Source organism: Leptospira neocaledonica (genome assembly GCF_002812205.1).
GTDB lineage: Bacteria > Spirochaetota > Leptospiria > Leptospirales > Leptospiraceae > Leptospira_B > Leptospira_B neocaledonica.
The window spans coordinates 1-21,193 of the sequence record NZ_NPEA01000001.1; the positions used below are offsets into that span (position 1 = coordinate 1).

19 protein-coding genes are annotated in these 21,193 nt (G+C 40.2%); 4 read left to right on the top strand and 15 right to left on the bottom strand.

All coding sequences use genetic code 11. The features are described from left to right. Positions 1-320: 320 nt before the first annotated feature. Complete coding sequence (locus CH365_RS00005) at positions 321-1,733, top strand: hypothetical protein (RefSeq protein ID WP_100766569.1); 1,413 nt, start codon at positions 321-323, stop codon at positions 1,731-1,733. Between the two features lie 18 nt (positions 1,734-1,751). Here the strand turns inward: CH365_RS00005 and CH365_RS00010 are convergent, their stop codons facing one another. The 8 genes from CH365_RS00010 to CH365_RS00045 all read right to left on the bottom strand — a co-directional run bounded on the left by CH365_RS00010 (position 1,752) and on the right by CH365_RS00045 (position 11,474). Further along, on the bottom strand, positions 1,752-2,564 hold the full coding sequence (locus tag CH365_RS00010; protein ID WP_100766570.1) for an NADH-quinone oxidoreductase subunit B family protein: 813 nt from the start codon (positions 2,562-2,564) through the stop codon (positions 1,752-1,754). Further along, the gene (locus CH365_RS00015) at positions 2,561-3,979 is read right to left on the bottom strand and encodes a hydrogenase large subunit (RefSeq protein ID WP_100766571.1); all 1,419 of its coding nucleotides are present in this window, start codon (positions 3,977-3,979) and stop codon (positions 2,561-2,563) included. The genes CH365_RS00010 and CH365_RS00015 overlap by 4 nt, the downstream gene beginning before the upstream one ends. Next, on the bottom strand, positions 3,976-5,199 hold the full coding sequence (locus CH365_RS00020) for a proton-conducting transporter transmembrane domain-containing protein (RefSeq protein WP_100766572.1): 1,224 nt from the start codon (positions 5,197-5,199) through the stop codon (positions 3,976-3,978). Before CH365_RS00020 ends, CH365_RS00015 begins: the two co-directional genes overlap by 4 nt. Next, a complete protein-coding gene (locus tag CH365_RS00025; RefSeq protein WP_100766573.1) occupies positions 5,196-5,807 on the bottom strand; it encodes a formate hydrogenase in 612 nt (203 codons plus the stop codon). The genes CH365_RS00020 and CH365_RS00025 overlap by 4 nt, the downstream gene beginning before the upstream one ends. A gap of 2 nt (positions 5,808-5,809) precedes the next feature. After that, entirely contained in the window at positions 5,810-6,700 is an 891-nt protein-coding gene (locus CH365_RS00030) for an NADH-quinone oxidoreductase subunit H (RefSeq protein ID WP_100766574.1), read from the bottom strand. Further along, on the bottom strand, positions 6,667-8,388 hold the full coding sequence (locus CH365_RS00035; RefSeq protein ID WP_100766575.1) for a proton-conducting transporter transmembrane domain-containing protein: 1,722 nt from the start codon (positions 8,386-8,388) through the stop codon (positions 6,667-6,669). The genes CH365_RS00030 and CH365_RS00035 overlap by 34 nt, the downstream gene beginning before the upstream one ends. A gap of 13 nt (positions 8,389-8,401) precedes the next feature. Next, positions 8,402-10,336 carry an alginate export family protein gene (locus CH365_RS00040; RefSeq protein WP_100766576.1) on the bottom strand — a complete coding sequence of 645 codons (1,935 nt, stop codon included), beginning with the start codon at positions 10,334-10,336 and terminating at the stop codon, positions 8,402-8,404. A 166-nt stretch (positions 10,337-10,502) separates the two neighbouring features. Next, the gene (locus tag CH365_RS00045) at positions 10,503-11,474 is read right to left on the bottom strand and encodes a sodium-dependent bicarbonate transport family permease (protein ID WP_100766577.1); all 972 of its coding nucleotides are present in this window, start codon (positions 11,472-11,474) and stop codon (positions 10,503-10,505) included. Positions 11,475-11,998: 524 nt separating this feature from the next. Here CH365_RS00045 and CH365_RS00050 point away from each other — a divergent pair. Then, a complete protein-coding gene (locus CH365_RS00050) occupies positions 11,999-13,639 on the top strand; it encodes a helix-turn-helix domain-containing protein (protein WP_100766578.1) in 1,641 nt (546 codons plus the stop codon). Here the strand turns inward: CH365_RS00050 and ychF are convergent. The 3 genes from ychF to CH365_RS00065 form a co-directional block, all read right to left on the bottom strand. Then, positions 13,636-14,733, bottom strand: coding sequence for a redox-regulated ATPase YchF (gene ychF / locus CH365_RS00055; protein WP_100766579.1), 1,098 nt, complete (start codon positions 14,731-14,733; stop codon positions 13,636-13,638). The two genes, CH365_RS00050 and ychF, sit on opposite strands and share 4 nt — an antisense overlap. 69 nt (positions 14,734-14,802) lie before the next feature. Further along, positions 14,803-15,912 carry an LIC11612 family fibronectin-binding protein gene (locus CH365_RS00060; RefSeq protein ID WP_100766580.1) on the bottom strand — a complete coding sequence of 370 codons (1,110 nt, stop codon included), beginning with the start codon at positions 15,910-15,912 and terminating at the stop codon, positions 14,803-14,805. Between the two features lie 5 nt (positions 15,913-15,917). Further along, positions 15,918-16,577: a hypothetical protein gene (locus CH365_RS00065; protein ID WP_100766581.1), complete on the bottom strand. Its 660-nt coding sequence runs from the start codon at positions 16,575-16,577 to the stop codon at positions 15,918-15,920. A gap of 101 nt (positions 16,578-16,678) precedes the next feature. Here CH365_RS00065 and CH365_RS00070 point away from each other — a divergent pair, with 101 nt between their 5' ends. Both CH365_RS00070 and CH365_RS00075 read left to right on the top strand, forming a co-directional pair. After that, a complete protein-coding gene (locus CH365_RS00070) occupies positions 16,679-17,587 on the top strand; it encodes a UbiA-like polyprenyltransferase (protein WP_100766582.1) in 909 nt (302 codons plus the stop codon). 2 nt (positions 17,588-17,589) lie between these two features. Continuing rightward, a complete protein-coding gene (locus tag CH365_RS00075; protein ID WP_100766583.1) occupies positions 17,590-18,204 on the top strand; it encodes a UbiX family flavin prenyltransferase in 615 nt (204 codons plus the stop codon). A 63-nt stretch (positions 18,205-18,267) separates the two neighbouring features. On the opposite strand, the gene CH365_RS00080 is transcribed toward CH365_RS00075, so the two are convergent. The 4 genes from CH365_RS00080 to CH365_RS00095 are packed head-to-tail and all read right to left on the bottom strand — an operon-like array spanning position 18,268 to position 21,193. Further along, complete coding sequence (locus tag CH365_RS00080) at positions 18,268-18,957, bottom strand: hypothetical protein (RefSeq protein WP_008589784.1); 690 nt, start codon at positions 18,955-18,957, stop codon at positions 18,268-18,270. Positions 18,958-18,997: 40 nt separating this feature from the next. Next, complete coding sequence (locus tag CH365_RS00085) at positions 18,998-20,044, bottom strand: Mrp/NBP35 family ATP-binding protein (RefSeq protein ID WP_100766584.1); 1,047 nt, start codon at positions 20,042-20,044, stop codon at positions 18,998-19,000. Next, positions 20,034-20,936 (bottom strand): metallophosphoesterase family protein, encoded by a 903-nt coding sequence (locus CH365_RS00090; RefSeq protein WP_100766585.1) that lies wholly within the window; start codon positions 20,934-20,936, stop codon positions 20,034-20,036. Before CH365_RS00090 ends, CH365_RS00085 begins: the two co-directional genes overlap by 11 nt. After that, positions 20,933-21,193 carry a lipoyl domain-containing protein gene (locus CH365_RS00095; RefSeq protein WP_100766999.1) on the bottom strand — a complete coding sequence of 87 codons (261 nt, stop codon included), beginning with the start codon at positions 21,191-21,193 and terminating at the stop codon, positions 20,933-20,935. Before CH365_RS00095 ends, CH365_RS00090 begins: the two co-directional genes overlap by 4 nt.

Here is a 21,193-nt window from a genome sequence, read left to right on the forward strand (position 1 = left end):
TCCCTCCCGGGCGAACTCCTTCAGGCGTAAAGACCATATTAATTACGTCACCCAACCGGTCAAATAACTTTTGTATCTATTTCTTTGAGTTTTTCTCTTTTTTTCGATCTTTTAAAACATTCATTTTGGATGTAAAAAGGCTGAGTATAAGGTGAAGAATTCAAATGGAAGAGTATTATTTTTATTCAACTTATGACCATTCTTCTGTCGCATATAAATGGATTTCCAAGAGATGAGGATTTTATTATTCTAGAATTATAAATAGAAGTTTGCTGGATTGGGAAAGTATTCTACGGACTTAAAAAGATAGGAGAATTCAATTGGGACCGGCAAAAGAATACATAGATCAATATTTAAAAGAAAACGTTCTGCAATCTGAAACGATTCACAGAATGAAACATGTGATCCGTGAATTTAGTTTAAGAACTCCTAAAGTATTAGTTACTAAATGTATAGACGGACGAGTTCATGGAAGCAAGTTAAAAGGATATCCTGTTACTACGATCCGTTTCGGTAGAACGGATGGAAATATCGTCTCCACCAATATAAACAATTTTTGGTTTTGGAATCGTATTGATAGAGTTGTGAACGATGCGTTATGCAACACTCCAGGAATGCCTGCATTATTCATCGCATATATGCATAGATCAGATATCCCTGGATTAGGTTGTGCTGCCCACGGAGGAAACGAAGAAGCTGCTCGTGCGGCTATCAAAGATCAGACGGAAGCGGTCAGAAAAGTATTTTCTAAAGAACAACTTTATGTGATCGAAGGGATCACGAATACGGATCTGATGTCGGAAACTTTGATCTTTGATGACGGGACTACTGTTGATTCTCAGGAAATAGTGGCAAATTTTGGATTTAACGAGCCTTCTGAAATTTTTCATTCTGCTTTTCTAAAATACCAAATTAAGGATCCCGCCATTTCCAAAAATGTGGGATTTAAGACCCCAGAAGAATTATTTTCCGGAAAGGTTCCTGATTTTTATGCTGATTTTCAAACTTCTCTTTCCCTTAAGTCATTTTTGATCCGGGAAATTTCCGCGATTATTTCTTCCGGAGAAATGGAATCTCAGAAACTGATCCAACCGGATCTATTTCATGCGGTTTACCAAAAACTTTCCGGAATAAAGGATCTACCTTCTACACTTCTTCCTAGTTTGTTATACCAAATTATCTGGAATGTGGCTTATACTTTAAATCAAAAACGTAAACTTTCTAAATTACCAGCGGAAGAACGTTGGAAACATTTGGATCACGCAGAAGAACTGATTTGTTATGGAGAAGGTTTCGAACTATTACAAAGAAATAAAGCGGTTCTGGTAAAAACGGGAAGAGGGGACGATACGGATGCCCTACTCGTTGCTAAAAAAGTTTTAGAAAAGAACAGGCAAAATGATCCTAAGCCCTACCCTGCTATCATTCATTTGAATGTTGAAATTTCGGGAGAACTTAGGAGTTGGAACGATTTTAATGAAAACGTTTCTTCTAGAGTGAATACTATGATCCGCAATTTGGACGCAGTCTTTCATAATCAGGAAATGGTAATCTTGACCACTTATTCTTATCTGGACCAAAAAAGATTTTATCCGATCCATACAAAATCTGATCCAAGGATTTCTTATCCTACAGATGTGATCTCCGATATAAATGGAGAAGATAAGTTTTCCGGAATTGGTTTAAAAACGAAGGAAGCATTTTACGCAGGTGAAATGATTATATCCGCGTAAAACGCTTCCAGTTAGGAGTTAAGATTTAGAGCGTCGTTCCGAAATGAATTTGGAGAGTTCTTCTCTAAAGGAGAACTTCTTCTTGCCCATCAAATATCGAAATGCGCTTACGATTACATCCGGTCTAGGAGGATCCCCCCCGATAAATAGGTCCGGTTCTTTTGGTAATTTTCCTCTTTGGAATAATCCACCGGAAACCGCTTCGGTTCCGCAGGCAATCAGAGCCTTCGGTCCCGGGGTTGTGTCCCAGGCTACTTGCAGGGGAATTTCCATATTGGGTCCGACCGGCCCTGCAAAGACAACTGCGTCCGAATGTTTGGGAGAAGCTACCACTCTTACCATACTTGCTTCGCTGTCAAAAACGGCATTAAAGCTAGCGTTGATCTCCGCTTCCGTTGCATTATTTCCACTTGCTGCCACTTCTCTGTATTGGAAGCCAGTGTTTTTAGTGATCTTACGAAATTGTTTTACGTTTTCGGAAACTTCTTCCTCGTAAGTTGCCGGAATGCCATCTATATAACGTACTTTTAATGCTTCTCTGTCTACTGAATATACGTGGACAAATCCAGAGTTTTCTAATTGTCCGGAAGAGGCTTCTACACAATGACCGCACTGTAAACAGGCACCGTAATCGAATATTACTTCCTTGGAAGACGATACTTTTAATCCTCCGGTGGGACAAACCTTCTCTATAGATTTGTCCAGATGAAATCCTTTTTTAGAAGAAGGTACTGGGATACCTCTCGCATTCGGATTGGTCGGCCCCATCTTTTCAAAATTTAGATTTTTTGCCGGACGGAATATATTGATGATTTCCTGGATTTGTTTCATAGATCCACTCCCACATAACTGAGGTTGAAAGATTTATTATTCAGAGGAAAATCCCCGATATTCTCTCCCCTGACTGCAAGTTCTAATGCGTGCCAGTTCAAAACGGAAGGATCTCTCACATAAGCTTCCGAAATATCACCGGAAGAATTTAGGGAGAAGGAAATAAGAACAGGACCTCTCCATCCTTCCGCGGCGCCGAAATATACTCCGGATTTCGGTTTAGAAACTTTTGTTTTTTGGAAACTTTCGTATGCTTTATGAAAATTCTTTAATACTGGAATTGCCTTAGCTAACCAGCGCCCGCTATTCTTCAATTCTTCATAACGTAGATAGAATCTTGCCCAAGCATCCCCACTCATTTGGCCTGCATCCAGATCCAAATTAATGGATTCTCCTGCGAGAGAATAACTTGAATCGTGATGACGAAGATCTCTGGAAAAACCTGTACATTTTTCCACCATTCCGATAAAGCCTAGATCTTTGAGTTGTTTATGTGTGATTACTCCGCAGATCTGCAATCTTTCTCTGTTCGTAGATTTGTTAGCAGCTCTTTCGAAATGGCCTGCCACATCGGAGGTTACATCTTGGATCCTTTTTGCTAGATCGTTTAAGAAAGATTCCGTAAGTTCTTTTTTAAGTCTAACTTTTCCCGGGCTTAAGGCTCCTCTTCCGAAACGAGAACCTGTTAGAGCTTCCATTACTCCTAAGGGAACTCCTCTTTGCATGGCACATACGCCTTGGAGTGGATAATAACCTACGTCACCCGCAATTGCTCCCATATCCCCGATATGAATCGCGATCCTTTCTATTTCGAGAAGAACAGTTCTTGCAAAATTCACTTCTTCCGGAACTTGGATACCATGAGCTTCTTCGAACGCTTTACTGAATGCGATTCCATAAGCGATTGTAGAGTCGCCTGAAATTGCTTCCGCATATGGAGAGATGGAATCCTTGTTTAGGCCTTTCATTTTTTCTAGAAGGCCTCTTTTTTGGAAACCTAGACGAATATCTAAATTTCGGATCTCCTCTCCTTCTACTATAAAACGAAAATGTCCAGGTTCTATCACTCCTGCGTGGATTGGCCCAACTGCATGTGAATAAAAAGAATTCGGAACAGGAACATTGATCCCTCTATATACTAAGTCCTTAATCCCGGACTTGGTCATGAATTTTTCGAGAAGGTGTTTTCTATCTTGGGATAGATATCTCTCATAATCCATGTAAGAATAATCTTCCGCACCTTGGTCAACACCTAAGCTATGTCGGAGAATCCAAATCGGATTAGAATGATCCTCATATAAACTTTTTTCTGCGGTTTTAGAAAGAGTTTCTTTCTCTATTCCATCCCGAGTCAGCCAGAAACGATGAGTTTGTTTCGTTTCCGAAGTGTGAAAAATTCCGGTAACGTTTTTCATAATACACCTTGTAATAACAGGTAAAATCCCCAGCAACCAGTGCTGAGAAGAAGTAGAAGTAGGAAAAATCCGTTCGTCATTCTGATCCGAAGAATAGTGGAAAGATCTTTTGAAAATGGTCTTCCTTTGATATTCAATAGAGGTGCAAGTTTATACAACATCACTCCGAAGAATACGATCCCTAAGATCGGAACCAAGATCACGAAAGATTTTCCTCCGATCTGCCCTGCCTTAATCAAAATTATATCCGTCACGAATATAGGAGAACCAGGCATCACGAATGCTAAGAACAATGCTAAGATGAATAGAGACAATGCAGGTTTATTGATCGAATCCGCTTGTATAATCTTATGAAGTTCCCTTTTTCCTGCGTCCATTCTGACGATTCCCATGCTGATGAATAAAAGAGATTTCACAACAAGGTTAGTCGCCATCATGAACAAGAAAACAGTCTCGCTTAGATCCATCCAAAGAAAAACAGCTAAGGCTCCCGTATGGAAAAGTGCAACTTTTGCGGAAATCCTTCTGATATCATCACGATCATATACTGCAAAAATACTTAAGAAAATCGTTAATATTCCTAAGACCAGTAAACCATCTGCCCCGCTGAATGTATGAGGAAAAAGTTGGTGATCCAGATGTACGAAAGGTCTTAGTGCAAAACATACCGAAACAGGTATGAATGCGGAAAGTAGAGAAGAGACTTGTGTAGGACTTTCTCCATAGGTATCTTCTATCCATACGTGATTCGGAAAGAGCCCGAGTTTTGCAGTGTATCCGAAGATCGCAAGCCAGAGACCGATTTCCACCCAAATGATTTCCGGATGAGAAGAAGAATTGGCAGCCAGAAATTCGATCGGCTGATTGATCACATGTAAGGAAGAACGGATGAGTATAATTCCTAAAAATGCGATACCAAGTCCAAAAGAGTTGATCAGCAAAAATTTCCAAGCGATCGGGAAGGATTTTACGGTTCTACTGGAAGAGATGAGTAACGCGCCCACGAAGGTGGTCGCTTCTATCAAGACCCATTGTAATGTAGTACCTTCTTCATTCCAGTCTCGTATGATCCAAACTGCAAAATTGATCGCGGCACAGATAACGAGTAATATCGACCAGAAAAGTAAGTTTGTTTGGTTCTTTGTAGGAGCTAAAACATAGGTTAGGAAAATTAGGACGAAGACTCCGGCTCCGATCCCTAAAAGAATATCGAAGTTCATTTGGAAGTTTCCCCCTTATATTGTTCGCTATTGATCCTAAGGGCGGCACCCGCTCCAATGATCAAGACTGCATCCAGGAAAGATCCGAACTCACTTCCGATCGGTACACCTGATTTTAGCAGGAGCGTGAGTAAGAATGTCCCATTCTCAAAAATGCTGAAACATGCAATTACACCGATCCAGTTCCTTCTGACAATAAACCCGATCACTCCGATGTAGATCAGAAGAAGAACATAAAGTAATCCGTATTGATGGGACTTCCCAAAGAATGCTGAAACTATATCCATGAAGAAGTAACATGCTGCTGCACCCGCGAACAAGAGTGCGAGTGTAGGAAGATATCCTACTTTAGGAAAAGTTGATTCTGGAGAATGTATACTTCTCGCTGTCCAAAAAAGAATGATCGGAGTTAAGATACCTTTGAATACGATCACCATCGCAGCTAAGAAGATGGAATGAAAACCGTCTCCACTTTCTTCCTGGTATAAAGGTAGAAGTAAAAGAAAACCCTGGATTCCCAAAAGGATGACTACCCTCTTGAGCCTGTTTTCTAAAAGAATGACCACACCGGTCAATAGAATGATAAGATAACTAAGGTCTGCGCTCATATTTATTTACCTAGTTTCAGAAGAATTCCCAAGATCAGCATGAAGATAAAATTCAAGCCCAGCAATTCCGGGATCCAGATCCATTTCCGTCTGGTACTGTTTGCTTCCCAATAACCGATTAACGCGGAAAGAAGAATGGCTCCTCCGAAGGAAGCTAATTCTTTCCAGACAGGAACGGAAGAAACTCCTAAGAATACTTCCACATGTTCCAGTCCTAGTTTGGTCAGAAGTAAGAACAAGGATGCGGTTTTAAATTGGTGAGCCAGCTCGAAAAATGCTCTGGTTCTTCCGGAAGCTTCTAATAACATCGCTTCATGAACCATCGTGAGTTCCAAATGTGTTCTCGGATCGTCAAACGGAGGTTTGGCGAGTTCGGAGAGAACGATCAGAGTAGCTCCCAAGAAGAATAAGATCGCAAAAGAAATATGTGCGAAGTTTTCGTGGAAGACTACATTGGATTCTAATACTACAAGCACTAGGATTAGGATGGGTTCTCCGAAGATGAAAAGAAGAGTTTCTCTTGCAGCACCCATTCCACCAAAAGAAGTTCCGTTTTCCACTGCATACGCCACAGTCGCAAATCGGATCATTCCGATTAAAAATGGAATCAGTAATAAAGAAGCCCATTCGAAAGAAACCAAGGACCATAAGACCAGTCCGAAAGCAAAAGCGAATATCGCGGAACTTTCTGAGAAAAATCCGGAAAAAGGACCGTCGATCGGACTTTTTTTAATCATTCGGATTGTGTCATAAAGAATCTGTAGAACAGGTGCACCTTTTCTACCTTGGGCATAAGCCCTGATCTTTTGGAGAACACCCCCACATAAGAATGGAAGAGATATAAAGGCTAAAATCTGAATCAGAATGCCCAATAAGAAAGTAGCTGTGACCATATGTCTCCCTCCGCAAGACGAACGATAATGATTACGATTAGAATAGATAAAACAGTAAACGAAGAATAAGTTAAGTCCACAGAGATGGATTCATCATCCGCTCCTCTGATCTTAGCTTTCAAAGAAGAAAGTATTCTTAATAAAATCTTAATGAACCCTTTATCTAATCTGGAATTGCCTGCTTTGTCTGCAAAGTATCTGCCTAAAGGAGCGGCTAGCGGATCGGAAAGAGCAGAACTCGCGATCGCCACCTCCGATCCGCCGAATAAGCCGCCACAATCCCACAGTTTTCTCTCTTTGATTTTATGCCTGAGTCCTAACAACCCTACGCTTAACAGTATGACTAAACCGATTACGTTCAAGATCCCGATCCCTCTGAACCAAGAGAAATCCAGCCAATCCACTCTCACTGCATAATAGTTCGTGAGACTAAGGATGATCAGAGGTGAGATCAGTATCAAGGCACCAGTTAAGAATAAGGAAACATTGATCGTAGTATTCTTTCCATGGTCTTCGAAATTTGTGCGAGGCCTGGAAAGAACAAGTCCAAGGAAAAGTTTTAAGTGAGCTGCAGCTCCTACCGCTAAACCTGTGCAGACCAAAATAAGAAGAGGAAGAACAAGTGCTGCACTCGTATCCGTAACTTCTAAAACTGCGGATAATAATTTAATAAATGTGGATTCTGATAAGAAGCCTGTGGTTCCTGGGATCGCAAGAAAGCTCATGGTCCCGATCGCCGCTAAGAATGTAGGAATTCCGCTGATTCTTCCAATTCCAGTGTTTTCATCGGCTTCTGAACTACCTGATAATTTGGTAAGATATCCGAAGAATAAGAATTGGAACGTTTTACTGATACTATGATGTACCAAGGAAATCAAAAAAAGAACCCCGAATGCCTTGCTAAGCATTCTTAAACTTTCCTGCTCACTCGATTGCCAATAAGTGGAAATGAGTAAACTCAACCATAAAAAGTTCATATTCTCCACCGTGCTGTAAGCGATGGATTTTTTGACTTCTCTACTGAATAATGCAGTGATCCCGGCCCATAATACTCCGATTCCGGCTAACGGTATCAATATGGTTGTATAATGGGTTCCAGGTAAAAGTGGAAGGGCAAATTTGGAAAATAATACCAGAGGTAGATTAACTAATAATCCGGAGTAAGCCGCAGAAGCATGCGCAGGTGCTCCAGCATGAGCTTCTGGCAGCCAAAAATGAACTCCGAAAAATGCTGACTTGATCAAAAGTCCCAAGATCAGAAAGAATAATCCGGATCTTGGATCATTCGAAAAGATCCAAAACGTAAAACAGAAGGCACCTATCCCTCCCGCCGCGACCAAGGCCACAAAACTACGAATGGAGGCATCGTTCCATTTGCCTCCAATATAAAGAAGAAAAGCGCTTATCGTGGATAATTCCCAAAAGAGAACTAACCATAAACTTTTTCCAACCAGGTAACAAATCCCTGTGCTAAGGAAAAAAACGGCGTAGCCGAAAATGACTAACGCCTTCCTTTCTTTTTCATATCCATATACATATATGGATATGAAACCACCTAGTATCGCTTGGAGAGCTAACCCAAGACCGATCGAACTATCTTTCCCGAAAAAATCTACTCCGAGCACATTTCCTATTAGAAAAGGTGCAAGGAGAGAAGTTATGACGGATAGATAAGCCAATACTGTCATACGTTTTCCTTTTTTAGAAGCCTGCGTTCACTTGGAAGAAGAACATATGAGCCATAGAGGCTGTTCCGTTCGCTCCTGTCGCAACTCCAGTGTTCAAATGAAGACCTGCAGTTTCAGTCGAGGTCGCTTGTGTATTGTAATGATAGAGTGCGTTTCTCTGATTTTTAACTGCGTTACCTGCAGTTAAGATACCGCCTCCGATCCATATAGAAACGTAATCGTTTACTACGTACATCCAGGTCAGGTCGAATTCGTTATAGATATTCTTTCCTGTTCCACCTACTGTGAGTGTGGTCTGTCCAACACCGTTACTTTCGGTAGAAGATCCTGTGTTCGCAGTACCATTGATCGCATACCATGCATCCTGGGTTTGTACCTTATTATTGATGATGTATGCTGCGTAGAATGTTCCATAATGGTCAGTCTTATACGAAAAATTGATATTATAAGAACTTAAGTTTTTAGTATCAATATTCTCAGAAAGACCTGCTACGTTATTCCAATATGGAAATACTCCGAATCGAGGGTTGGTAAGAGTTTGGAAAGTTCCATTACTTCCATCCGTACGATTATTATCTCCGGAAGCGTATGTATATTGGAAACCTGCTCTTAACTTTTCAAAGAAAGTATAACCGGTTTGGAATACATGCATAGACCCGGAATATTTTTGAGCTTGGGTGCCATAACTTTGTCCGGACATCCCTGCAATATTCTGCTGCACATAAGAATCCAAAAGTGGATCTTTTACGTTTCTTTGTCCTGTGGCTCCAGTCTGCCAGGCGCTTTCGATTGCCCAATCCCAAGCTCCCCAGAATCCGTCCTTAGGAAGATTATTATTCGCAGTCCTGTTTGTGATCCGGAAACCGGTGGTGATCAGATCACTTTGTTGTTTTGCCCAAGAGTTATTATAAAGATCTAGATCTGATTTTGCTCCTGCAATTGCAGTCTTTTTGGTTAAAAGCCCGATGGAGTAAACATCCAGAGTGAACCAATCTTTTGCAGTTACTGAGTTATAAGTTCCTACGATGTATTGGTCCGGCTGGCCTGGATTCACAACGGTTGGTTTTTTAGTTACAGGATCTGTGACTGTAATCGGAGCGTTAGCCGAAACTACACCATTGACACCGTTTTGATTTGCGGCAATTTTAGTTCCGAAGAAGTGGATCTTGTAATTGTCCTGATCGAACATGATACGAGCACCGTCATAAGACAGACCGTTCATTGTCCAGTTCGCACCACCCAATAATCTCTGATCTCCATAGGCTAGAATTTGTCTACCTACCTGAACCTTCGCGTCTAAGGGAAGTTTTTTCAAAAGAATAAAAGCTTCTCGAATGGAGGTTTGGCTTGGGATAGTTGTACCGGTTCCGCCAGCTGCAGGATTACTCGTAGTAGTCGTTCCTGCTGCGTCGAAAACGTTTGCACGAACATCTCCTACGCTAGCCGGAGTTTCTCCTCCCCAGACTCTTGCATCTTGGAAGGTTACTTTTGCAGAAAAATAAGGGCTCGGATCAATGATAAAGAAGACTTGGGAAGTCTGCATTGCTCTAGAGGTATAACCCTTATTCGATTTATCGAATGCTAGATTGTATCTATCCTCATATCTGGGACGAACGTAAGCGCCTACTCTGATCCAATCGTTTAACCATGCTTTTTTATGGTTCGCGACTTTTTTTCCTAACTCTGGTTCAAAGAACATGCTCCTGGTAAAATCTGGGGTTAAGCCGCTGGATTTCATTGGCGAAACATAGCTATCCTCTTCCTCCGCTGCAGACTTTTGAGGAGTTGCAGTAACAGGTGTTGGGCTAGGTTCCGCTGTTACGGTGCCTTTATTATTGGCTTGGGAAAATACGCTTGGGGAGCCTATGGTCAAAAGCAGTAGAATCAAACTGAATTTACCAATTGGTCGAATTTGGTGGATTATCTTTATGAATCGAAACAGTTTCATATGGTACTCCGTGTTTTAGTAGATTCGAATATTAGGAAATTCTCCCAAAATTCGAAACCGGATACAAAAATCCGAAATTTCGGAATTTGTCCAAAGAATTTTACATTTTTTTATATTAAGCAAAAATAATCCCCCCGAGAGTTCACTCCCGGAGGGGAAAAATACCCTACATGATAGCTTTAACTAAGTAGTGATACAATGGGATCCCGAGGATAATATTGATCGGGAATACGATGGATAATGCCACCGTAAGATAGATGCTCGGATTCGCTTCCGGGATCATATCTTTCATTGCCGCAGGAACAGCGATATAAGAAGCAGAAGCGCAAAGAACTACGAACATCAATGCATCACCTTCTGGCATGTGGATCGCTTTAGTGAGTAATAATCCAACGCTTGCGTTGATCACCATCAGAAGAATAGCTGCTGCAATTAGGAAGAAGCCTACGTGAGTAAGTTCTTTGAACCTTTTTGCTGCGGAAATTCCCATGTCTAATAGGAAGAATGTTAAAATTCCTTTGAATAAGTCCTCAGTAAACGGTTTCTCAGCGTTCCAGCCACTGTCTCCAGTCAAATATCCTACGATCAAAGCACCTACTAAAAGGTAGATAGAAGATCCGAATAACGCTTCGTGAAGAAGAGCTTTCCAATTAATGGATCCGCCACCGTTTGATTTATTCTTAGAAAGTCTGTCCAGAATAACTGCGATTACGATCGCTGGAGATTCCATAAGAGCCATACCTGCTACGATAAAACCACCGTATTCGATATTCAAATTATGAAGATAAGCACCTGCAGTTACGAAAGTCACCGCACTGATAGATCCAAACGATCCGGCCAAAGCAGCAGCGTTATGCTTTTCTAATTTAACTTTAAGAATATAATACGCGTAGATCGGCACTAAAGTTGCCATGATGCTACATGCTAATAAGGTTAATGCATGTTCGGAACTAAAAGGGGTCTTAAAAAGTTCATGGCCTCCCTTAAATCCGATCGCGAAAAGTAAATACATCGAAAAGAATTTCGATAAAGCCTCAGGGATCACCAAATCTGATTTGAAGATGATGACTCCCATTCCTAAAAAGAAGAACAGTACCGGTGGGTTAAGTATGTTCTGTATAATCGCCGAATCTACCATTTGGTTTTTCTCCTCGGGTTTTGTTGTCCAGGTTTCCCGACTTTTTTAGCTCTCTTCCTAAGTAGGAGACGAACTTATATAATACAAGACCTTCCAAACTTATAAAATTGGACACTAAAAAATTCTGAATTAGGAAAAATTTTCTAAGAATTATACCTTTGGACTAATCTTGCTTAAATTATGAGCAGGCTATTTGAAATTTGCAAACTTAATGACAGCCTGGCATCATACTTTAGGGCTAATTTGTCAAAGGAAATGAAATTAGTTTTTCCTAGGAAGATTTAGAAAGATTGTCCCCAATACCTTCTCTTTCTGGCTTCATTTTTGTTCCCGAAGATTAACACAAACAAGGAGAGTTAGGAATTCCAAGATTATAAATTTAGATAGGTGGGTTTATATTTTTGGAATTTCTTATAAATTTGAACGAAATTCGACCCAGGTATTAATTTTGATAAAAAATGAAATGACTGAGGAAAAATACCTGGTATCCTACCTGAAAAGGGATTAACTGGTATCAGGCTTAAATGAAACAATCCAGTAATAGAATCCGAAATCCTTACTTCTCAAATATCTATTTTCGATTTCTTATTTTGTTTTTCTTGGGCCTTATTGCTGCAATTGGAGCAAATTTATATGCGGCGCCTACCCTTCCTACTGTAGAAACCATTCGATTAACCCCTTCTTCCCCTGTCGAAAATATTAGTTCAAAAATGGAGTACAGGTACAGAGGTTACCAGTTTCGCCATTGTAAACCCGAAACTATCTCCTCTCTCCACCAATTGGAATGGCATCATAATGCAGGAAATGTTTTACGTTTAAAAAGGAGTTCATCCGGAAATTGGCTGAGATTTAGGCTTGCGAATGATGGAAAGGAACAACTCCACAGAACTTTGGCTCTACTTTGGTTGAATGTGCCTGACGCAGAACTTTGTTCCGTGGACTCCAAGGGAAATTTCGAGGCTGGATTTGCAGGTTACGACCTGGATCCGATCTGGAACGATTTTATTTCCCCACTTCCCCATTTTAATATACGTTTGGAACCGAAGGAAGAACGGATCTTCTATCTTTACGTATTGTCCAACGAGGATATCAACTTTCCTGTTCGATTATTATCAGAAGATGATTATATGGTGATCGTAAGATTACGGTCCGTTCTCTTTTTGAGCGTAGGATTTGTACTTCTTTTAGCTTTTGGATATAATTTGTACCTGTATTTTAAATCCAGAAAGGCTTTGTTTTTGGCCTTACCTTTTCATTTAACTGCAGTGGGAGCCACGTTATATTTTTTGCATGGAAAGGAATTTGCATCCATCGTAGGAAATGAGAACAATCTATTTCGTCATAACTACTTTCTATTTTTGGGAATCACTCATATCGCCTTCTTCTTTTATTTGGCAGCGTGGAATAAGGAAAATGCAGGCCTAGTATATAGATCTCCATTCTTCTGGTTAGTGTGTTTTGCAGGGATCCTATACCCTCTCATCCCACTTTATCAATTCTGGTATGATCATAGGATTTTAGTTTTAGTACTTAATTACGGATGTATGTTATTCTATTTTGGAAAGACTCATATTTCTTCCATACGGAATAATACTGTCTACGAAATGTTTTTTATCTCGGTTTGGGGGATTTTCCTCCTTCTGGATCTGTACAAAACAATTTTCCATTTCGACTTCTATCCTTATAATAGAATGGCAGTATATGGAGTATTGTATTACCTGCCTCCTCTGACAGTATTCGTATCCTTATTGTCCAGAGAGATATTGAGAAGAAAAGAAGAAGAAGGTTCCAATCGTAAGACACATCTTTCTTCCTTGGATGTGAAAGACTTTGTGGTTAAGATAGAATCCTTACTGGAAAACGAAAAAATTTATCTGACCAAGTCTTTAAAAGAAGAACATATGGCCAAGGAACTTGGGATTACTATTCACCAACTTTCTGAACTCATCAATACCGAATTCAAGACCAATTTTCCATCGCTTATCAATCAATATAGAGTGGAAGAAGCTAAAGTATTATTGAATGAATTTCCGGACGAAAATACCACAGAGATAGGTGCAAAAGCAGGATTCAGTTCCAGATCTGCGTTCTATCTGGAATTTAAAAAGTTAACCGGAACGAATCCGAATTCTTATCGTAAAGAAAGTAGCGGCAGAGGTGCTTAGGCGTTTACTCGGAAAAATATAACATCTCCATCTAAAACGATATATTCTTTTCCTTCTATCCTGAGTTTACCTTCTTCTTTTACTTTGTTCGGGCTTCCTGTTCGGTCCAGATCTTCAAATTTCATAACTTCCGCGCGAACAAATCCTTTTTCGAAGTCTGAATGGATCACAGATGCAGCGATTGGTCCAGTGCTTCCCACACCTGTAGTCCAGGCTCTTGCTTCTACTTCTCCCGCTGTGAAAAATGTTACGAGTCCCAAAAGTTTATAGGCTGCTTGGATCATTCTATCTAATCCACTGCTTGTTTCTCCTATCTCGCTTAAGAATTCTAATTGTTCTTCTTTGCTTAAGCCGGAAATTTCCTCTTCGAATTTTCCGCAGAGAGTGACAACTTCCGCGCCTTCTGCCTGGGCCATTTTTTTGACGGATTCTACGATCGGATTTTCTTTAGCGATAGCCGCTTTATCCGTGATATTTGCCACGTAAAGAACAGGTTTGGAAGTGATCAGATTGAATGTTTTGACTAGTTTTTGTTCTTCCGGTTTAATATCCGCAAGTCTTGCCGGTTTTCCTTCCTTCAAAACTACCATGATTTTATCTAAAACTGCAGTAGCTTCTTGTGCTTCTTTATTTCCGGCCTTTGCATTTCTGGAAATTTTTTGGTATTGCTTTTCTACCGATTCAAGATCCGCAAAAATAAGTTCCATTGTAACAACTTGTGCGTCTTCTACCGGATCTATTTTGCCGTGAACATGAGTGATATTCTCATCTTCGAACGCACGGACTACATGGCAGATTGCGTCTACTTCTCGAATATGAGAAAGAAATTTATTTCCAAGACCTTCCCCTTGGCTTGCACCTTTGACGAGTCCTGCGATGTCCACGAATTCCATGATTGCCGGGACTTTTTTCTGTGGTTTGTAAATTTCAACGAGCCTGTCCAATCTTGTGTCAGGAACTTCCACGATACCCTTGTTCGGTTCGATGGTACAAAACGGATAGTTTTGCATTTCGGCACCGGCCTTGGTCAATGCGTTAAATATGGTTGATTTTCCTACGTTTGGAAGTCCTACGATCCCGCAATTCAAGCTCATACAGGTCAATTTTTGGAAGAAAGAGAATCTGTAAATTCGTTTAGATTTACAGAAGGGAATAAGAAGTCTTTATTCCAGGATCCAAGACTTATTCGATTCTTTAGAATTTAAGGTTTGGACTTCCTCATTGATCCGGATCAGTCTTCCATTCCTAAAAAATAACTCTAAAATGCTGATCTTTAAGGAATCAGGGGTTGCTCCACATCCAAAGCTATACTCTCCATTAAAAAAACGCAAAGCTCTTGGTGAGGATAAAAGAACGATAGAAGGTAGAGTATCCGAAAGTTCTTTTTTAAAATTGGATAATCCTTCTGCGATCGGATTGGAGTCTTCCTTCGGTTTTTCACTCGGATCTTGAGCGAGTAAAAAATGGAATATCTGGGACTCGAAAGTTTTAGAGAACTGGATCTTAAAATCTCCAATCCAGGAAGATGGATTTTTTTCATCAGCTTGTACGGATTCTAGGGAAGGAGAATAGAATATAAAATTTAATCCAGCTTCTTCCTTTACCGTTAGAATTCCAGGTGGGATCACCGGTTGTTGTTTAGCGGAAAGTTTTGAGGCCTTTTTCTTAGATTTTTTGGAAGAAGAAACTTTCTTTTTAGCAATCCGTGCCTTCTCTTCTTGTTTAGAAGTAATTTCTTTAGTTTGCTCTTGAGATTTTGGAGTTTCCACTTTTGGTTTGGAATCATCCGGTTTTGGAGTCAGTTTCTCAGGTTGTTCCGTATTTGTATTCGTGTCTGGAGTAGAAGGTTTCTTTTTGCGTTTTGTGGCCTTCTTCTTTTTTGTTTTTTTATCAGAAGGTATTGCGGTTTCTTTTTTAGGAACAAGCGAATGATGACCGGTGAATATGATCTCTGCGCCCAGATTTTTTTTCAGTCTTTCTATTTCGTCCGAAGTTTTAGGAAGATAGGGAGCAGAAACAAGTAAAATTGCTCCTCCCCCTTCTTGGATTTTTTGTTGTTTATATCTTTTGTACCAAAGCCCCAAGGTTCTTTCGAAATCAAATGGAGTTTCTTTTTCAGACTGTAGAGGGCAATAAACCACGAGTCCTATCGGAGAATCTTTTCTTTCCGAGGAAACAGACTGAGTTTGGAGAGAAGGTCCTAAAAGAATTAGGACAACTAAAACTACCAGCGCACCTAATTTTTTGATCTCGAATTTTGGAATAAAATTCATTTGGATTAAGAGTATTGAAAAACTTCTTTTCTTATATTTTGGAAGTACTTTTGAAAAAGTTTTTGTTCTTTTTCTCTAAATTCTAATGTTCTGGATTCGAATTTAGGGTCTAGTTCGGAAAGGCGTTCATCCATTTCGGAAAGATGGGATTCTTCTTCCTTGATGATCCCTTTTACTGAGATTCCTAATTTTTTTTGGTCCAAGATCTGATCGTAGTTTTCGTAGACCAAACCGGCTCTTTCTTCTATTAATTTTGTGACATATAGATAGCAGAGAAATGATTTAGTATGTTTAGGAAAATTTTCCGCCGCAAAGGATCTTTCTACGGAAATATCTAATTTTTGGAAATAAGAAACGGCCGAGTATCCGCATAGTAAAGAGTCTTTCTCGAAATTTTCCGTACTCTCAGGTTTAACTTTTAATGCTAATTTTTTGAAATATGCGGCATGTCTTGCTTCTTCCGAAGCATGTCTTAAAACCATTTCGGAAAGAAACGCTCCCGTTTGGCTGGTATGAATTTTACGAGCACCGATATGTTCCAAAAGTGAAAGAGTGTTTAACCATTTAAAATGTAATTCGGGAGAAGATACGATCTCAGCTAATAGAGAATCAATTTCCTCGGAAGAAACGTTTGGATTTGGCTTGGTATCCGTGTTTTGGATCATGGATACTAGGATTTCTCCGGGAGGTCAAAAAATCATCCATTTTCGTTTTGGTTCTAAAAAATCTGCTTTCTAACTTATAGGATTCTACAAGACTTCCTCTGATGGCTTCCAATACTCTTGCTGCTATAGGCAAATACGGTCGTTTTATAAAATTCTCCCATACTTTATTCGCTCTTCCATTTGCGGGGATCTCATTTGTTCTCGCAATCTTACAAGAGCCAAGTCTTTCTCTTCTTGTCATGGGCCAAAAATTATTTTGGATCTTGGTCTGTATGGTAGGTGCAAGAAGTGCGGCTATGGGATTTAATAGATGGGCGGATCGTAAGATTGACGCTAAAAATCCAAGGACTGCAAATAGAGAGATCCCAAGTGGTCAGATCTCCGATTTTATGGCGGTGATTTTTATCATCGGATCGTCTCTTGTATTTTTTATAGGCAGCTGGTTTTTAAACCCTCTTTCTTTTTATCTTTCCTTCCCTACTCTATTTCTTCTATTAACTTATTCTTATACGAAACGGTTTACATTTTTCTGCCATTTTTATCTGGGATTGACGATCGGTCTTGCACCTCTGGCGACTTGGATCGCGATTCGGGAAGAATTTTCCTGGATCGCCGGATTTTGGACCCTAGGGCTTGCGTTCAATCTGGCAGGGTTTGATATTCTGTATGCTTTGCAGGATAGGGAATTCGACAAAAAAGAAGGCCTCCATTCCGTTCCTGTTCGCTTCGGAGAAAAAAATTCGTTTATTATATCAAGAATTTCTCATATTCTTTCTATTTCTTTTTTAGGAACTGCAGCTTGGTATTCTGGTTTTCAAGGAGCTTTCTGGGCTTTTTTAATTTTCGTGGGATATTTATTGTTTAAGGAACAAAAGATCGCCTCTGAAAATAAGGACGGAAATTTTCCGCCTAGTTTCTACCAGATACATTCCTGGATTTCTCTTGTGATCTTTTTAGGGATTTTGGCAGAAACTGGTCCGAATTTAGTTTCTCTATTTTCTAGGCTTTAAAGATGAGTGAAGAAAAACCGTTAAGACTGGTACTTGCAATGGCTGGGGCAAGTGGCTCCATCTATGCTGCCAGATTTTTGAAAGTTCTCATGGAAATTCCTGGAGAGACCTGGTTTGTTCCGAGCCCTGCTTCTATCCGAGTTTTTAAAGAAGAATATGAGGCAAATGTTCAAACCGGAGAAGACGTCCTAGAGTTTGTACGTAAAAAATGGAATCCTAAACAAGTTCATAAATTTCATTTTAGAAAATTCGAAGATATAGGTGCTGATATTGCCTCTGGTTCTAATATTTGGGACGGAATGGTGGTGCTTCCCTGCTCTATGAAAACTGTAGCTGCAATTCGCACGGGGATTACTGAAAATTTAATTGAAAGAGCAGCTGATGTTTCCTTAAAGGAAAGAAGGAAACTTATCTTGGTCCCGAGAGAAACTCCTTACAATCGAATTCATTTGGAGAATATGTTAGCTCTTCATGATGCAGGTGCAATCATTGCCCCCGCTTCTCCTGGTTTTTATCAAATGCCCCAAAGTTTAGAAGACCTGGGAGATTTTATGGCCACTCGGATTTTCAGGCTTTTAGGAAGAGAGATAGATCTTTATCCTCGTTGGAATCCGTAGATAAACGGTTAAGGAAAGGTACGTAAAAAATGGAAGAATTCGGGGCCCGGCGCCCCGAAATTTTTAAGGACTAACTGATTCTATTGCTTGGATCTTTTTGTTTAGATCAGAAGCATCTTCATATCTTTCGTAAGAGATAGCGTTGAATTTTTGCAGATACAATCCTACTAACTCTTCTCCGGTTTGGCCTGGAACTTCCAAAGCTTTGCGGAAATTATGAAGATCGAACTCAGGGTGTTTTCCTGAAAAAGTTTCCACCAGTCTTTCCATATGAAGCAGAGAAGCTTCTCTCGCGATACCGCTTGAGCGTCTTACTTTTAAAGAAAGATTAGCTAAGGCATCCAGATAATCTCTAACACCTTCTGGTTCTTTTTCCTGAACAGGAAAAGAACCACCTTCTCTGTTCTTACATAATTCTACGTATCGAATGACTACATTCTCGAAATGATCCATTCTTTCTTTGATATAAGAATTGGAATCTTCTTGTCCCGCAGGCATTTCGAAGTCTTTGATCTTTACCACATCATACTTGTCGTAATGATCTGTGATAATACGTTTTAGGTCTTCGTAACTGTCTAGGGAGACGGGAGGGAACGTTACAACTGGAAAATTTTCTCCTATTCTGAGAAAACTTACCACTACGTTGGAAGCTATAATTTTGCCGCCCGGAAATAGCGGATTTTCTCCAACAACGTTGCAATATACTATGAGGTTTCCGGATGGATTCTTCTCTGTACCTTTTTCGAACTTCACGGTTTGCCTCCCTCTGTACTAACTGACTGGCCCCAGAGTATTATTCCCACTTTTTTATCTCTTCGGCCAGGTTTTGGAGTATGTTTTTATAAGATTTTGCGATAATTCCCTCTGGTTCTTGAAAAACCAGAGGTTTTCCTGCTTCTCCAGCACTCATTACATCCATAGTAAGTGGGACCCCTCCCAGGAATTTTGTACCGGCAGAATCTGCTAATTTTTCACCTCCGCCCTTAGAAAAAATCGCGGAAGAGTGTCCACAATTTGGACACACAAATTCACTCATATTCTCCACAACACCTAGTATCGGTACTTTGACTTGTTGGAACATGGATGCGGCTCTATTTGCATCTAAAAGTGCTACGGTTTGTGGTGTGGTTACTAAAATTGCACCGTCTAAATCTATGAGCTGAGCAAGAGATAATTGTACGTCTCCTGTTCCGGGTGGAAGATCTATAAATAAGAAGTCTAATTCACCCCAGACGATATCATATAAAAATTGTTCTACCGCCTTTCCGAGCATTGGCCCCCGCCATACTACTGGTTGTTTCTCTTCTATTAAAAAAGAGAAAGAGATGATCTTCAGTCCGTCTTTTTCTAATGGATAAATTTTATCTTCTTCTGCTTTGAGTGCAACCTTGCCATTTACTCCGAACATTTTTCCGATAGAAGGTCCGTAAATATCTGCATCCATCACTCCCACTTTGTAGCCCATTGCGGCTGCTGCTGATGCAAGGTTTACTGTGACTGTGGATTTTCCAACCCCACCTTTTCCGGAACCGATTGCGATTACCTTTTTGACCCCGAGGATCTTATTGGAATCGTCGAGGGTCATCTTAGGATCTACTTCGAACTTGATTTTTACTTTTCCGACTCCTTCTTTTTTAGAAAGTGTCTGACGGATCTGCGCTTCTAATCCGATTTGTATTCTTCTATCTTGGCTAGGAGTTTTAACTAAGATACTTGTTTCTTCTTCTCCGATTTCTAGAGAACCGATCATTCCGAGAGACACGATGTCTTTTTTTAGCTCAGGATGTTTGATTTTGGTGAGTTCTCTTTGGATGTCGATTGGTTGGATTTTACCGGCCATTTGTTTCCTTTTCTTCGTATGAGATCATTTGTGTTTCTGTGAATTCCCCTTCTTCATTGGAGAATGCGAATCTTTTGATATTAAATTGTGTTCCGTTCCATTCCAGTAGATGGAAGCCACTTTGGTGTCTTTGATCTGAAATTCTAGTACTGGATGCGGAATTGATCACGTAGTATGGTTTTCCAGGATCCGGATATTTTACCCAGTTCGTATGTACATGACCATGTAAATAGGCTAAAGGTGGCCTTTTTTTCAAAAGTTCCGCTATCTCTTCCCTATTTTTCATTTTATGACCGGAACTTTCCTGGCGTTCCGGAGGATTCCAGATCGGATGATGACAAATTAGAATATAATGATCTAGTTTTTCTTTTTCCAAATATTCCAATGTAGAATGTACGATCTCTTCTCCCACATACCCATATGCATTCAATACGGAAAGTGGCATATTAGAGTCCCAGCCTACTAAAGCTAGTTTTCCTATTTTTTTAACTCGAAGATATCCGTTTTGTAACGGGATACTTTCCCCCATCCAAGGAGAGAAAAAATTCTCGTAATAAGGTAGATCGGATCCTTTTTTTCCGGCCGCAATATCTGTATAACGATCATGATTTCCAGGGATCATAAATGTTTTGTCCCCGAGTACAGGTTCTAGGATTTTTTTGGACTCATTGTATTCTTTCCAATGAGAAACGTTTGTGATGTCTCCGGAGATAATGATAGAGTCCGGATTTAAGGATTGTACTTTTCGAACGATTGCATTCCAGAGAGAGATCGGATATTTTTTCCTACGCCGAAAGGTATAGTTTAGATATCCCGGGATCATCTTGCCCTTCAGACTAGTGAAAGGAAATACTACGGGAAAATGCAGGTCCGATAAATGGACCAATTTCACTCGGAAACTTTCCTCCGGATCATTCCCAAAATTTCTCCTTTTTTGATGACGGAACCTTTTTCCCTGTCGATTCTCGCTAGTATTCCGTTAATCGGAGATTCCATCGGAAAGGAAGCTTTATCTGTGACTAGTTCGCAGACTTCTGCCCCTTCATTGATTTGATCCCCCAACCGAAAATTCCATCGAACTAGTTCGATTTTGTCGGTATCTCCCAGGTCGGGAGTGATTAGTTCGAAATCTTCGGTTTTTGATCCCAT

Bases quoted from the DNA above. Each gene is read 5' to 3' on its own strand.
- CH365_RS00050 (WP_100766578.1), top strand. From the start codon at position 11,999: ATGAAACAATCCAGTAATAGAATCCGAAATCCTTACTTCTCAAATATC.
- CH365_RS00040 (WP_100766576.1), bottom strand. From the start codon at position 10,336: ATGAAACTGTTTCGATTCATAAAGATAATCCACCAAATTCGACCAATT.
- CH365_RS00025 (WP_100766573.1), bottom strand. From the start codon at position 5,807: ATGAGCGCAGACCTTAGTTATCTTATCATTCTATTGACCGGTGTGGTC.
- CH365_RS00010 (WP_100766570.1), bottom strand. From the start codon at position 2,564: ATGAAACAAATCCAGGAAATCATCAATATATTCCGTCCGGCAAAAAAT.
- CH365_RS00075 (WP_100766583.1), top strand. From the start codon at position 17,590: ATGAGTGAAGAAAAACCGTTAAGACTGGTACTTGCAATGGCTGGGGCA.
- CH365_RS00070 (WP_100766582.1), top strand. From the start codon at position 16,679: ATGGCTTCCAATACTCTTGCTGCTATAGGCAAATACGGTCGTTTTATA.
- CH365_RS00085 (WP_100766584.1), bottom strand. From the start codon at position 20,044: ATGGCCGGTAAAATCCAACCAATCGACATCCAAAGAGAACTCACCAAA.
- CH365_RS00060 (WP_100766580.1), bottom strand. From the start codon at position 15,912: ATGAATTTTATTCCAAAATTCGAGATCAAAAAATTAGGTGCGCTGGTA.
- CH365_RS00095 (WP_100766999.1), bottom strand. From the start codon at position 21,193: ATGGGATCAAAAACCGAAGATTTCGAACTAATCACTCCCGACCTGGGA.
- CH365_RS00015 (WP_100766571.1), bottom strand. From the start codon at position 3,979: ATGAAAAACGTTACCGGAATTTTTCACACTTCGGAAACGAAACAAACT.
- CH365_RS00045 (WP_100766577.1), bottom strand. From the start codon at position 11,474: ATGGTAGATTCGGCGATTATACAGAACATACTTAACCCACCGGTACTG.
- CH365_RS00030 (WP_100766574.1), bottom strand. From the start codon at position 6,700: ATGGTCACAGCTACTTTCTTATTGGGCATTCTGATTCAGATTTTAGCC.
- CH365_RS00065 (WP_100766581.1), bottom strand. From the start codon at position 16,577: ATGATCCAAAACACGGATACCAAGCCAAATCCAAACGTTTCTTCCGAG.
- CH365_RS00035 (WP_100766575.1), bottom strand. From the start codon at position 8,388: ATGACAGTATTGGCTTATCTATCCGTCATAACTTCTCTCCTTGCACCT.
- CH365_RS00020 (WP_100766572.1), bottom strand. From the start codon at position 5,199: ATGAACTTCGATATTCTTTTAGGGATCGGAGCCGGAGTCTTCGTCCTA.
- ychF (WP_100766579.1), bottom strand. From the start codon at position 14,733: ATGAGCTTGAATTGCGGGATCGTAGGACTTCCAAACGTAGGAAAATCA.